The sequence below is a fragment of the Mycobacterium arosiense ATCC BAA-1401 = DSM 45069 genome, from assembly GCF_002086125.1.
GTDB classification, from domain to species: domain Bacteria; phylum Actinomycetota; class Actinomycetes; order Mycobacteriales; family Mycobacteriaceae; genus Mycobacterium; species Mycobacterium arosiense.
Map to the genome: position 1 here is coordinate 24,535 of NZ_MVHG01000046.1, position 13,537 is coordinate 38,071.

Below are 13,537 nucleotides of genomic sequence, written 5' to 3' on the forward strand. Positions count from 1 at the left end.
CAACGGTGTGCGGTGGACGATTCCTGCATCGGAACTTCGACACTGTGCGCGAAGCCGCCCGCGAGTCAGTGGCTTCCCGCGAATGCGATTGGGAGGCAATCATGTTCACGATCGACGAGCTGGCCGCTATTCCGCTCTTTTCGACGCTAGGGGATAAAGAGCTGGAATATCTTGCCGACGCCGTGGAGGACATCCACCTGGTCGCCGGTGAGTACGTAGGCCACGAGGGCGAAGGAAGGTCCCTGGCGATCGTGGTCGAAGGTAAGGCCGAATTGACGAAGGTGGTGAACGGAGTCGAGCGAGTGATAGGCGAGCGTCTGCCGGGCGAAGTCGGATGCGAGATTCCGATGACGCTCGGTACGCCGCTGCCCGCCAGCATGCGAGCCGTCGAGCCGTCGCGGGTACTGAAACTGACGGTCGAGGTGTATCACACGCTCGCCGCCATGGCCCCCCAGATTTCCGAAACGGTCGGTGCCGCTGCGTTGCAGCGCATGGAGATGCTCAAAAGCGCCGCTGCGCACTCGCGCGAGCCTGCGGTATTCATAATCGGCCCGCGCGTCGACCCAGGAGTGCACGCCTGCGACATCTTTCTCCATCGCAACCAGATTCCTTTCGAACGCCTGGGCCCCGACGATCCCGCAGCGCTGGAACGCGCAGGCGTCAATCCCTCCGCCTATCCGACGGTGGTGTTTCGCGACGGCACGCGGCTGACGACGCCTACGATGCGCGCGGTTGCCAAGGCCGCTGGACTGAAAGTCGAGCCAAGCCGGACGCATTACGACTTGGTGATCGTGGGTGGCGGGCCGGCGGGTCTGACGGCGGCGGTCAACGGCGCCTCTGAGGGTCTGCAGACCGGACTGATCGAATCCTTCGCCCCCGGCGGACAAGCCGGCACCTCAACCCGGATCGAGAATTACACCGGCTTCCCGTTCGGTGTCTCCGGTGACGACCTCGCGTCGCGGACGTTGCAGCAGGCAAAACGGTTGGGTGCCGAGATCGTGGTGACCCGTCAGGTGGTAGACATCGACCCCGCCCGTATGACCGTCACGCTGGATGGAGGCGACGTTCTCCAAACGAGGTCGATCGTGCTCGCGACGGGTGTGGCGTGGCGACGACTCTGGGTCGACTCGATCGATCGATTCGTCGGCTCCGGTGTCTACTACGGCGCGGCGCGCAGCGACGCGGGCCTGGCGCAGGGCAACGATGTGTATGTGATCGGGGCGGGTAATTCGGCCGGCCAAGCCGCCGTCTTTCTCAGCAACCACGCCCGATCGGTCACGCTCCTCGTGCGGGGCGAATCGCTCGCCGACAGCATGTCTCACTACCTCATCGAGCAGATCGCAACGAAAACGAACATCCATGTGGAGACGCGATCGGAGGTCGTCGCCGCGTACGGAGGCGAAGAACTCGAGGCGATCGAGGTGATCGATCGAAGGACGGGCATCAGCTCGCGGCGAGCCGCAAGGGTGCTCTTCGTACTCATCGGCGCCGAAGCGACGACCGATTGGCTGCCTCCGGAGATATCGCGCGACGAGCACGGATTCGTACTGACAGGGATCGACGCGATGCAAGCGGGCCAGTGGAACGTCGATCGTGAGCCGTTCAGTCTGGAAACGACCGCCCCCGGGATTTTCGCAATCGGCGATATTCGCTCGGGATCAGTGAAGCGCGTCGCAGCATCAGTCGGCGAAGGTGGCATAGCGATCGCCCTGGTAAATCGCTATCTTCAGCTGCCCAGCCAGCCACGGCTGGCCCGCGTGTAATCGGCTCGGCGATCCATGGTCGCACCTGTGCGCCGTTGGTGGCGCAAACCGCTACCGTGCCTTTCATGCGCCGTGTGGACTACGTCATTCACTACGTCGAGTCGCTGCGCCCGTCGGTGGCGTTTTACCGCGACGTGATCGGGCTGCGGGTGCGGATCGAGGGCGACGGCTACGTCGAGTTCGAAATGGAGAACACGAAGTTCTCGCTTTTCGAGCGTTCGAAGCTGCAGGAACTCATCGGTCGCGAAGGCGGCAACCCGCCCTGCGGAGAGATCGGCTTCCTGATCGACGACGTCGATGCGGAGGCGGAACGCTTGCGCGAACTCGGTGTCGCGATCCTCAGCGGCCCGGTGGATCGACCATGGCACGAGCGGACGTTGCACATCGCCGACCCGGACGGCAACGTCATCGAGTTCGCGCAGAAGTTGCGGTGATTCTCGCCGTCGACCTCGGTAAGACGTCCTGCCGGGCCGCGGCGGGCGGCCGGAGGGCCCGGGGCGCGGGCGCGCCGGGGCTCGCGGCGCCCGGCGGCGTGCGGACCGCGGAGGTGGCCATCCTGACCGTCGCCCGCGACCTCGGGCCGTTCGACGAGGCGATCGTGGGCGCCGCCGGTGCGCTGGCGGCGCCGGGCGCTGCGCGCGCGCTGGCCGACGCGCTGCTGAACTCGCTTCGAGCCCACCGGGTCACGGTGACCAGCGACGCCGTGATCGCGCACGCGGGAGCGCTGAACGGACAGGCGGGCGTCGTGCTGCTCGTGGGCACCGGCGTGGTGGCGCTGGCGATCGACGCGAACGGCGCGCTGCGCACCGCCGATGGTTGGGGGCCCTGGCTGGGCGACGAGGGCGGCGGCGCATGGATCGGAGCCGCCGGGCTGCGCGCGGCGCTGCGCGCCCACGACGGGCGCGGTCCGTCCACCACACTGCTCGACGCCGCCCGCGCCCGCTTCGGCGCGCCGGAAACCTGGCCCGCGCAGCTATCCTGCGCCGCCGCGGTGGCGTCGTTCGCGCCCGATGTCCTGGCGGCGGAGGACGACGCCGCGGCGCTGCAGATCGTCGGCGCCGCCGCCGAGGCACTGGCCGCGACCGCCCGCGCGGCCGGGAATGGCCCGGTGACGATGGTCGGCGGACTGGCGGGAGTCCAGGCGCTGCGCGCCCGGCTCGACCTGATCCCCGCGTCCGGTGACGCGCTCGACGGAGCGCTGCGGCTTGCGGCGATCCACGAGCCGTATCTGATTCGCGCGCAGGCGGATACGAAAGTCCTTGTCCCGCACCGGCTCGATGCGCTCGCCACCGAGGCGGTGCGACCCAACCTTGACGACCTCGACGCGCGGCCCATCGCCGAGATCGTCGCGCTGCTCGTCGCCGCCGAGGCCGAAGCACACGGCGCGGTGGCCGCGGAGGTGCCGCGGATTGCGGCGGCCGCAGAGGCGATCGCCGCGCGGCTGCAGCGCGGAGGCCGCCTGATCTACGCCGGTGCCGGGACACCCGGTCGGCTCGGGGTGCTCGACGCGGCCGAGTGCGGGCCGACGTTCGACACCGACCTGGTGCGCGGCGTGATCGCCGGCGGGCCAACGGCTTTGACCGAGGCGATCGAGGGCGCGGAGGATGCGTTCGATCCCGCCGATCTCGCGGACCTGACCGCCGCCGACGCGCTCGTCGGGATCACGGCGTCCGGCCGCACGCCGTACGTGATCGGGGCACTCGAGCACGCCCGCGCCGCGGGTGCGTTGACCGTCGCGATAGTCAACAACCCGAGAAGCGAAGCGTCCGCCGACCTGGTGATCGAGCTGCTGACCGGGCCCGAGGTGCTGGCCGGCTCGACGCGGCTCGCCGCCGGGACGGCGCAGAAGGTGGTGCTCAATGCGCTTTCGACGAGCGTGATGATCGCGCTCGGCAAGGCTTACGGGCCGCGGATGGTCGATGTGCGCGCGACGAATGCGAAGGTGCGTCGCCGCGCGGTGCGGATCGTCCGCGACGCGGCCGGCGTTGACGAACAGACCGCGGCCACCGCGCTCGCCGCCGCGGACGGTCACGCCAAGACCGCGATCGTCGCCCTGCTCGCGGGCGTCGACGCGGCCGAGGCCGCCGCCCGGCTCGACCGGGCGCGCGGGCGCGTGCGGGACGCCCTGAGATCTGAATGAAGTAGTCCCGCGGGCCGACGGCACGCCCGTATCGTGAGGATCGTGTGTGAGTCAGCCTGCGGCCCGCCAGCCCTCAGCCGCCGCCAGCTGCTAGCGCTCGCCGGCGGCGTCGGGGCGGCGTCCCGGTTCGGCGGCCCGCCGCCGCCGCCGACATTGACAACCAGTGTGCACCTGACCGCCACGTCCTCGGCCTTTTTGCTGTGCCGGGACGCCTGGGGCGCCCGACCGGCCCGCTCCGGGGGAAGGCGCCACACCATCACCCGGATGACGCTGCACCACGAGGCCGTCGCCCTCGGCGAAAACCGTAACGCCCCAAACCATCTCCGCCAGGATCAGCGATACCACCAGGATCAGCACGGATGGATCGACATCGCCTATCACGTCGGCGTCGATCGCAATGGCAACATCTACGAACTGCGGAGCACCGAGATCGCGGGCGACACCGCGACGGACTACGACACGACCGGTCATTTCCTGGTCCTCTGCGAAGGAGACTTCGACCGGGAGGCTGTGCCGGAGGCCCAGCTTCAGGGAGCAGCGCGCGCATTCGCATGGGCCGCCCAGAACTTTCACATCTCGGCCGACACCCTGGCGGGCCATCGCGACCTGGCCCCAACGTCGTGCCCGGGTCACAACCTGTACGCCCACCTTTCCTCGGGCGACCTCAAGCGCCGCATCGACGACCTCCTCGGCGCGGGCGGTGTCGATCTCCAGCGCTTCTGCGGCCCCGACGCGGCCGCACGAGTCGCGTCCATCGAGGCCGGCAACTGACCGGCGCCCCCCGGCGTACATCGTCGAGCTCATCGGCTGCTGGTCAGTTGGTGACGCGCAGGCCCTTTCGCGCCTCGAGCTCCTCCTCGGCGACCTGCTCGAGCATCGGCTGCCCGGGCACGCACAACAAGGTAAGGACGAAGCTGCACGGAATGTCGGTGCGGTTATTGGCGTCCCGATAGTGGATCACGTCGCCGCCCGGTCCCCAGAACGCGTCTCCGGCGCGCAGGACGCGTGGCGGCTCACCCTCGATCTCGAACAACATCTCACCGCCGATCATGTAACCGAACCCCGGACCGCCAGGAAGGCGGTGCGGTGGGTAACCCGGGGCGCCCGGTGGATGGTTGATGAGAACCGTCATCACATGGGCATCGTCGGGAATCACCGGTGACAGTACTTCCTGCAACACGGTCATTGTCGAGTTCGATTCGGTGATATTCTGCGACATTCGTTGTCCCTCTTATGGTTACGAAGCGGACGAGCGATCCGAGCGGGCGTCGATCCAGTCGGAATATCGAGTAGTGAAGATGGTGGCGTCCTCGTCGGGCGCGAGGGTGTGATCGTCGATCACCGCACCGAAGTACGGCGCCCGTGCGTCCGTCACGACCCGACGATGATCGCCCACCGCGGCAAGGCCGACGCGGACAAAGTCGTCCATGCCCATCGCCTCAGGTCCGGCGATCTCCATCACTGCGTTGCTGGGGCGACCGACGGCCGCGCGGGCCACGGCCGTGGCGACATCGTCGGCGGCAATGGGACGGAACAACGCGTGTGGCAGCCTGACAATGTCTCCATCCGTTGCGGAATCGGCTAGGGCAACGGCGAATTCGTAGAACGGAGTCGCTCGCACGATCGAATAAGGCCGGCCCGAATCCTTGATCAGGTTTTCCTGAGCTGCTTTCGCGGTGTTGTAGCCGCTGTCCGGCATCGATTGCGCCCCCACAACCGACAACGCGACATGGTGTCTGACCCCGGCTTCCTGTTCAGCAGAAAGAAGATTCGCGGTCGTGGTCCTGAAGAAGTGCATCACCGGCTCGTCGTCGAACAATGGTGAATCGGCGACATCGATCAGGACCTCAGCAGCGGCGAGGGCGTCGGCGAGGCCCGCACCGGTGAGTGAATCGACACCTGATCGGCGTGAGGCGGCGATCACGTCGTGCCCCTGGGCGCTGAGTTTGGACGCGACTTTCGAGCCGATAAGCCCACGTCCGCCAATGACTACGATATTCACGACGAACCCTTTCAAACGATTTCGCCGGGGAACTTCAAGCCAAAACGCTTGCACAACTCGGGGATGCTGTCGACGTCCATCTCCAGTTCGTACCGCGCACAGAGTTCATCGAGGTTATCCGTCGATATCTGGTCCACACCGCCGAGGTCGGCAAGCTCGTCGAAGAACTGCTCAAACCCTGCGGGGGAAATGATCTCAAGGATGCGCGCGGGTTCATCGCCCGCGTTCCAAAAGGTATGCCATTGGCCCCGTGGCTTGAAAATGAAATCGCCAGGTCCGCCGTAGAGCACCTCGTCGCCAAGCAAAGCGCCTACCCGACCCTCGATGATCCAGCCGTACTCATCTTCGTTGTGGTGGCGATGCAGCGCTGAGGCGAGCGCTCGGGGTGACATCGGATGCTCGAGGACGGAGAAGCGTCCTTCCGCCTGAGCCTTATCGACGATGTGGCGGACACCGACCGTCCCAAGGAACACGGACTTGCCTTCGGTGCGCCCGACGGACTTAGCTGGCGGGCCGCCCGGCCGCAAGATGTCCTGAGTCACCGCGCTCCTCCGTCAGGTCAGTTGCGGCCGGCCATGAAGCCGCCGTCGACGTTGAGAATCGCGCCGGTGACCCAGCTGGCCTCATCAGAGAGCAGATAGGTGACGGCGTTGGCCACGTCGGCTGGGGCGCCGACTCGTCCCAAGGGATGAAGCGGTGCGAAAGTGTCAAGCGTGGCGTCGATCTCGTCCACCGGTAACCACCGCTCGAGAGCGGGGGTCTTGACGGCTGCCGGTGCCACCGCGTTGACCCGAATCTGATGCTCGGCAAGCTCGATGGCCAGGTTGTGGGTGAGCGCATGCAGCCCGGCTTTTTGCATCGAGTGCCCACACGATGGGGTCCGACCGATGGCCTGATGTGCCCACATGCTGCCGATGTTGACGATGGAGCCGCCCTCCCCGCGGGCGATCATGCCCTCAACGACGGTCTGCGTCAGGAAGAAGAGGGCATAGTTGAGCTCCATGAACGAGTCGTAGAACTGCTCGTCGTACTCGAGAAACGGCTTGGGGTCGAAGATTCCGGCCGAGTTGACCAACAGTGTTGCATCGCCGTGTTGCTCGGAAAGCGCGCGCTGCACATCGGCGATAGTGGCGCGATTCGTCAGCTCGGCGGCGATGCCCCAGGCTTCGCCCTGCCGGCTCGTCAGATCAGCAACGGTGTCGTCGACACGCGCTTTCAAGCGCCCGACGATAACCGCGCTGCCGCCGTGACCGACGAGGTCGATTGCGACCTGGCGGCCGATGCCGGCACTGCCCCCGACAACAACCACCTTCTTGCCCTCAAAATGCATATTCGGGCTCCCTTCCGCCGTTAGCTAGGCCGCCTAGCAAAACGGGATGACGATGCCGCGCGGTCCTGGTCGTACCGAGATTGCAGCCAGGCGGGGTGAGAAGTCATCACCCTGACCGTCTATTCACCCGGGTGACTAATGCGCCGCCGGGATGCCAAACCGGCGGCGCATAGAGCGTCCGCCCGCGATGCGAAAACAGCTTCTATTCAGGGCAATGGCGCGTATTCTGAGCGGTATGGTCAAGACCAAGACCAGGGTCTGCGTGCATTGCGGCCACTCGTTCGATCCGAACGAGCGACCGCGGGACCTGTCCGACCCGGACTGGCTTCCGGCCGCGTCAATTTATTGTTCGCACGATTGTAGTGACCGGTTCCATTGCGAAATGGGGCATTGCTGCTCGGCCCATGCGAAGGAGAAGGGTCAGCGCGAGGCCTTCAGGGCGGCGCGGCGCTAAACAAAGACCGATCGCCGCGTGCCGTGCGGATGCTACGCCTTTGAATCCGGCGAGACGGCGTGCCGCGGCTGATACAACAATGCGCGAACCAGCGGCCGCGGCCCGACGGACCGAAGCATCTCGCTGGCCGGGCGGACCCGCACCCGCTTCGGCCACCAGAACCAGCGGCCCATCACCGTCATGATCGACGGCGTGATCAGCGAGCGGACGACGAAAGTGTCGAACAGCAGGCCGATGCCGATCGTCGTCCCGAACTGGCCGATCGCTCGCAGATCGCTGGTGATCATCGCGCCCATGGTGACGGCGAAAACCACGCCGGCGGCGGTCACCACCGGACCGGTGACACCCATGCCGCGGATCAGCCCCGTCTTCAGGCCGGCTCCGATCTCCTCCTCGATCCGGGACACCAGCATCAGGTTGTAGTCGGACCCCACTGCCAGGAGCACGATCAACGCGAATTCGGTTGCCACCCAGTGCAACTGGAAATTTCCGAGGTGCTGCCAGATCAGTGTCGAGAAACCGAAAGCGGCCCCTAGCGACATGACGATCGTGCCGACGATGACACCCGCGGCGACCAGGGCGCGGGTGACGATCACCATGATGATGAAGATGAGCACGATCGACGCGACCGCGGCGATCATCAGGTCGTACTTGGCACCGTTGGCGATGTCGTAAAACGTTGCGGCGGTGCCGCCGAGGTAGATGTCGGCATTCTCCAACGAGGTGAGTTTCAGCGCCTCCTTGGCCGCCTGGCGCTCCTGGTCGACGGACGCGATTCCCTTAACTGTCGCCGGATCCGTTGTGTGCGTGATGATGAAGCGAGCGGCCTTGCCGTCCGGCGACACCATCAAGCTCAATCCCAGCTGAAAGTCGGGGTTCTGGAAGATCTCGGGCGGCAGGTAGAAGAGGCTTTCGACTTGAGAGTCGTTGAACGACTTGCCCATCACGGCGTTCGTGTCGGTCAGCCGGTCGAACTGATCGATCAGACTGTCAAACGAGCTGTAGATGGTCAGCGTCGTGTCCCGGATCGACTTCGAGACGGCGATGTTCTCGGGAATAATCGCCAGCAATTCGCGCGTGGCCTTGGCCGTGTCCGTGAGGTCGCTGGTGAGGGCGTGGAACTTTTCGGCCAGTTGATCGAACCCGTCCAGGGCGTCGAACAGGCTTCGTAACGACCAGCAGATCGGGATGTCGTAGCAGTGCTTCTCCCAGTAGAAGTAACTGCGGATCGGTCTCCAGAAGTCGTCGAAATCCGCGATGTGGTCTCGGATCTCGTCCGTGATGGCCGCCGTCTCCCCGGTGGTCTTCGAGCTGTCGTCGGCGGCGTTCGCGAGCTTCTGAGTCACCGCGTACTGGCGCTCCAACAGGGCGATCTGGGTGTCGAGGAAACCGGTGATCTTCTTGATGTCGCCGACACGGGCCTTCAGGTAGTCCAGGTTGCTGCGTATCGGCGCGCTCTGCACGCTCAGCTGGAACGGGACGGATCCGTCCTGAATCGGCGGGCCCAGGGGCCTGGTGATGCTCTGCACTCGTTCGATGCCGGGTACCCGGAAGATGGCGCCGGCAACTTTGTCCAGGACCAGCATGTCCCTGGGATTACGCAGATCGTGGTCCGATTCGATCATCAGCAGGTCCGGGTTCAACCGGGCCTGGGTGAAGTGTTGATCGGCCGCGTTGTACGCCTGCACCGAGGACGCGCTCTGCGGGAGGTAATAGAGGTCGTTGTAGCGCGGGGTGAAGCCCATCAAGCCCAGGGCGCCGACGATCGCCAGAATGACGGAAGTGGCGAGGATGGGTGCCGGCCACCGCACGATGGCCGTCGCTAACCGGCGCCACCGCGTGTAGTTGAACTCCCGCTTCGGGTCGAACAGGCCAAAGCCGCTGGCGAACACGATCAGCGCCGGCGTCAGCGTCACCCCGGCGGCCACCACCACCAACAAACCCACCGCACACGGAAACGCCAGCGAGCTGAAGTAGGGCAGCCGCGTGAACTTCAAACAGGCCAACGCCCCGACGATCGTCAAACCCGAGCCCAGCACCACCTTGGTGACACCGGCGAAGGTGTCGTAGTAGGCGGCTTCGCGGTCCAGCCCCCGTTCGCGGCCCTCCTGGTAGCGGCCGACCATAAAGATCGCGTAATCGGTACCCGCCGCGATGGCCAGCGCCGTCAGCAGGTTGACGGCAAACGTCGACAACCCCATGATGCCGGTCTCGCCCAACAGCGCCACCACACCTCGCCCGGTTGCCAGTCCGACGAACAAGATGACCATCGTCAACAGCACCGTGCCGATGGATCGATAAACGAACATCAGCATGATCGCGATGATGATGATGGTGATGATCGTCATCTTGGCCAGGCTCGCGTCGCCGACCACGATCGTGTCGGCGGTCAGCGCTCCCTGGCCCGCGACGTACGCCCGCACGCCCGCCGGCGGCTTCGAGTCGGCGACGATCTTGCGGATTGCGGCAACCGATTTGTCGCCGACGGCGCCGCCCTGGTCACCCCGCAAGTTGACCTGGACATACGCGGATTTGTGGTCGTAACTCTCGACCCCCGACGACGTGAATCGCTGCCCCCAGAAGTTGAGCGCGTGCTCGACGTGTGAGTCCTGCTTCAGCTTCCGAACGAGATCGTCGTAATACCGGTGCGCGTCCTCGCCGAGAGGTTTGTCACCGACCAGGGTCACGAGCACGAGGTTGTCGGAGTCGTACTCCTTGAATTTTTCCCCGATGTGCTTCATCCCGGTTACCGACGGCGCGTCGGACGGCGAGAGCGGCACCGAGACCTCCTCGGCAACCTTCTCCAGCTGGGGGACGAAGACGTTCACAACGACGGCCAGCAGCACCCAGGCCACAATGATCGGAAGCGCCAGGATGCGGATGGTGCGGGCAATCCGCGGCTTGCGCTCAAGTTCGTAGCGCGGGACGACGGGGATTTCGTCGGTGTCGCTCGTGTCCTCGCTCACGCGGACTTGTCCAAGCAGGAAACCTGAGCGTTGCGGTTGTTGGCCTGTTGCTGATCGACCAACTTGCCGTCGACGGTGATGCGGCAGCCGATGAAGGGACTGTCACCCTGGGCGACGACATAGGCGAAGATGCCGGGCATCTCGGCGACGATCGTCTTCGACCACGGCAATGTGGTGAAGCTGGCCTTCTGCGGCAGTGACTCCGCATCCATCCAGTTGACGACGCCGGTCGTCCCGGGCGGTCCCAGGATTTCGTAAATGGCGGTCTTGGCCGCATATGGCGGGGTGGCGTCCCGGGGATCGGGCTTGGGCAGGCCGGGTCCTGGGAAAACGCCATTGAGTCGGATCACTGCGACGCCGCCGATGATCAGTGCCACCACCACAACGAGCGGAACCCATACGCGCTTGAGAAGCGTCAACAGCGTGCCCCCCGACTAGGAATGCCCGACGGGCTGATATTAAGGCATCTCTTCGTGTGCGCCACGGCTAGCCGAACGCCATAGCGGTCGAGTTGATTCCCGGGGTGTGCCCGACAACGTCCATCACGCCAGGCCGAGGATCGCCCGCATCTCGGCGTCGGCCATTACCGTCACCCCCGTCCACGTGGTTCCCAGGCCCCGAGAACATGGATGCTCGGCGAAATCCGCCGCGCTGTCGGACACCTTGCGCTGCTCGCGATTGCGCGCGGGGTTCTCCTTGAACCGATCGGCGACCGCGAACGGGGACGCGGCGATCAATTTCCATGTGCGGCGGACACATCGGCGATCGCGCGACGTCAGCCGACGTCGGTGCCTGCACCGCGATCTCCAAACATTCCCGGATCAGCCCGACCGGAACGGGTTTGGTCAACTCGAGCCGCTTGCGCACCGAGCGGGTCGTGGTCAGCAGTTCGTCGATGGACAAGTCGACGACGGGGTAATCACTCATGCCGGCAGGATGGCGATGACTTCGACTTCCACGCGGATGTCGGGCCATACGAGCCCGTCGATGATGCTGAACATGCCGCCGGGTCGGTGGCGGATGAACTCTTTGCTCACCGCCAGGTAGGCCGACGCATTGTCCCGGCTGGTCACCCATCGGCGCATGTAGACAATGTCGGTGAGCTTGGCGCCGGCCTTGCCGAGCGCGTTTTCGACATTGGCCCAGCACTGCCGCGCCTCCTCGGTGAAGTCCTCAGGCAGGGTGCCGTCTTCGCGCACCCCGGGCGTCCCGGAGACGAAAATTGTTGTGCCACCGCTGGATACGGTGATCGCGTCGGCGTAGTGTCCGATGTGATCGGCCACTCCGGTGCAAATCGGGGCAATGGTGGTCATCTGGATGAGTCTCTGCTGGTGTGCGGTTTTCGTCCAGTTGGAAGTCCATGCCGGTATTCATATTTCGGCGTCGTCGTCCGTGGTGAGGGGCCCGTCGCCGGTATTGACCAGGAAGACCGCGAGTAGTCTCGCGGGTTCGGTGGCACTAACGTTCTCACTAATGGAGTGGTGCGCGCCGGAAGCCTCACTCCACGTCTCACCGGCCTGATAGACGCGGACGGGCTCACCCTCGACTTGGCTGCGAATCGCCCCGGAAATCACGTAGGCCATGATGAACGCCGATTTCGCGTGGTGATGAGCCCGGCTTTTAGCTCCGGGCGGATACGTGACCGTTACTGCCTCAAGTGACTTGCCCGGAACATTGGTCGGTTGACTGAAAACTGTTCGCACATCCGGCTTTTGATCCGACGTATCTGGCACCGGCTCGACGTGTACCGCAGGCGCGAGCATCACCGCGACTACCTGTGCGGCGAGCAACGATTTCAGAGCCATTGTGATCGCTCAGCCTTCGGCTACGCACAAGATCGTTTTGCCTGGCATGCGCGTCTCGGGAGCGAATGCGGCAGCTGCTTCGGTGAGTGGAAGAACTGCGTTCACCACCGGCTTGAGCCGTCCATCCCGGACCCGCGTGGCAAGGCCAGCCAGTTGGGCGCGATCGGCCTCAACAACGAAGAAGACCGCCCGCCCGTCGCGCGGAAGGGTCTTGGGCGGCTCGGCGATGGAGACGAGCGTTCCGCCGGCGCGCACCAGACCCGCCGAGCGGGCCAGAATGTCTGCTCCGATCACGTCAAACACCAGGTCGACTTCGCCCGCCTCCTCCAGCTTTTCGGCCTCAAGGTCGAGGAAGGTGTGTACGCCGAGTTCACTTGCGCTGTCCCGATCTGCAGTCCGGCCGGTACCTATGACACACGCACCGACCTCGCGGGCGAGCTGGACCGCGAGCGACCCAACGCCGCCCGCGGCGCCGTGAATTAAAACCGTTTGTCCAGCGGCGAGGCGACCGTGGTCGAACAAGCCCTGCCAGGCCGCCAATCCAGAGATGGGCAGCGCCGCGGCAACAGTGTGGTCGATGTCGATCGGTAGCGGCGCGAGATTGCGGGCCTCGACGGCGGTGTACTCCGCAAGCGAGCCGTTGCGCGCCCAGTCGGTGAGCCCGAACACCCGTTGACCGATGCTCAAACCGGTTGCACCGTAGCCTAATTCAACCACAACGCCCGACAGTTCGTGGCCGGGCACACTTGGCGTCCTATCACGACCGGCGTGGTCGGTCCAGGTGTGCGGCCATTCAAGCTCCGTGCGTGTGAAACCCGCGGCGTGCACCCGCACGACGACGTCGTTGTCGGCCGGCTGGGGGTGGGGCAGTTCTGCCAGCGACAGGCCGGCGACCGGCGTCACGATCTGAAACGGTGATGGCTTGCATTACAGCTCCTTGCTGATGTGGGATTCGCGGGGTCAGCCGCGGGGTCCGGTTGTACGCTGACGAGCTCAAGACCTAGTGTCCTGCGCCGTAAGTTGGTTGATTAATTGTAGACTTGGTCGGTGGCGAGTAGGGGTAGGCCGGTAGTTGAG

At 65.2% G+C, this 13,537-nt stretch carries 13 protein-coding genes and 2 pseudogenes; 5 read left to right on the forward strand and 10 right to left on the reverse strand.

Features of this window, described 5'->3' with window-relative positions:
- The first annotated feature begins 101 nt into the window (after positions 1-101).
- The 5 genes and pseudogenes from BST14_RS17315 to BST14_RS17330 all read left to right on the forward strand — a co-directional run bounded on the left by BST14_RS17315 (position 102) and on the right by BST14_RS17330 (position 4,674).
- A complete protein-coding gene (locus BST14_RS17315) occupies positions 102-1,763 on the forward strand; it encodes an FAD-dependent oxidoreductase (protein ID WP_083065625.1) in 1,662 nt (553 codons plus the stop codon).
- Positions 1,764-1,828: 65 nt separating this feature from the next.
- On the forward strand, positions 1,829-2,197 hold the full coding sequence (locus BST14_RS17320; protein WP_083065626.1) for a VOC family protein: 369 nt from the start codon (positions 1,829-1,831) through the stop codon (positions 2,195-2,197).
- A pseudogene (locus BST14_RS32660) lies at positions 2,125-2,910 on the forward strand (BadF/BadG/BcrA/BcrD ATPase family protein); the annotation flags it as partial. The gene BST14_RS17320 and the pseudogene BST14_RS32660, both read left to right, overlap by 73 nt.
- Positions 2,911-2,994: 84 nt before the next feature.
- Positions 2,995-3,903 (forward strand): N-acetylmuramic acid 6-phosphate etherase, encoded by a 909-nt coding sequence (murQ, locus tag BST14_RS32665; protein WP_438502178.1) that lies wholly within the window; start codon positions 2,995-2,997, stop codon positions 3,901-3,903.
- A gap of 165 nt (positions 3,904-4,068) precedes the next feature.
- Complete coding sequence (locus BST14_RS17330) at positions 4,069-4,674, forward strand: N-acetylmuramoyl-L-alanine amidase (RefSeq protein WP_281252810.1); 606 nt, start codon at positions 4,069-4,071, stop codon at positions 4,672-4,674.
- Between the two features lie 43 nt (positions 4,675-4,717).
- Here BST14_RS17330 and BST14_RS17335 read toward each other — a convergent pair whose 3' ends face one another.
- The 10 genes and pseudogenes from BST14_RS17335 to BST14_RS17385 form a co-directional block, all read right to left on the reverse strand.
- Positions 4,718-5,122 carry a cupin domain-containing protein gene (locus BST14_RS17335; protein ID WP_083065615.1) on the reverse strand — a complete coding sequence of 135 codons (405 nt, stop codon included), beginning with the start codon at positions 5,120-5,122 and terminating at the stop codon, positions 4,718-4,720.
- 18 nt (positions 5,123-5,140) lie between these two features.
- A complete protein-coding gene (locus BST14_RS17340) occupies positions 5,141-5,905 on the reverse strand; it encodes an SDR family oxidoreductase (RefSeq protein ID WP_083065616.1) in 765 nt (254 codons plus the stop codon).
- Between the two features lie 11 nt (positions 5,906-5,916).
- A complete protein-coding gene (locus BST14_RS17345) occupies positions 5,917-6,447 on the reverse strand; it encodes a cupin domain-containing protein (protein ID WP_245845457.1) in 531 nt (176 codons plus the stop codon).
- A 17-nt stretch (positions 6,448-6,464) separates the two neighbouring features.
- Positions 6,465-7,235 carry an SDR family NAD(P)-dependent oxidoreductase gene (locus tag BST14_RS17350; protein ID WP_083065618.1) on the reverse strand — a complete coding sequence of 257 codons (771 nt, stop codon included), beginning with the start codon at positions 7,233-7,235 and terminating at the stop codon, positions 6,465-6,467.
- 486 nt (positions 7,236-7,721) lie between these two features.
- Positions 7,722-10,655 (reverse strand): MMPL/RND family transporter, encoded by a 2,934-nt coding sequence (locus tag BST14_RS17360; protein ID WP_083065619.1) that lies wholly within the window; start codon positions 10,653-10,655, stop codon positions 7,722-7,724.
- The gene (locus tag BST14_RS17365; protein WP_211280744.1) at positions 10,652-11,074 is read right to left on the reverse strand and encodes an MmpS family transport accessory protein; all 423 of its coding nucleotides are present in this window, start codon (positions 11,072-11,074) and stop codon (positions 10,652-10,654) included. Before BST14_RS17365 ends, BST14_RS17360 begins: the two co-directional genes overlap by 4 nt.
- 123 nt (positions 11,075-11,197) lie before the next feature.
- Complete coding sequence (locus tag BST14_RS31055) at positions 11,198-11,392, reverse strand: hypothetical protein (RefSeq protein WP_245845463.1); 195 nt, start codon at positions 11,390-11,392, stop codon at positions 11,198-11,200.
- Positions 11,393-11,578: 186 nt separating this feature from the next.
- Positions 11,579-11,968 carry a RidA family protein gene (locus tag BST14_RS17375; protein WP_083065622.1) on the reverse strand — a complete coding sequence of 130 codons (390 nt, stop codon included), beginning with the start codon at positions 11,966-11,968 and terminating at the stop codon, positions 11,579-11,581.
- Between the two features lie 57 nt (positions 11,969-12,025).
- Positions 12,026-12,460, reverse strand: a complete 435-nt coding sequence (locus BST14_RS17380) for a cupin domain-containing protein (protein WP_083065624.1) — start codon at positions 12,458-12,460, stop codon at positions 12,026-12,028.
- Positions 12,461-12,469: 9 nt separating this feature from the next.
- Positions 12,470-13,388, reverse strand: a pseudogene (locus BST14_RS17385) (NADP-dependent oxidoreductase).
- Positions 13,389-13,537: the final 149 nt, after the last annotated feature.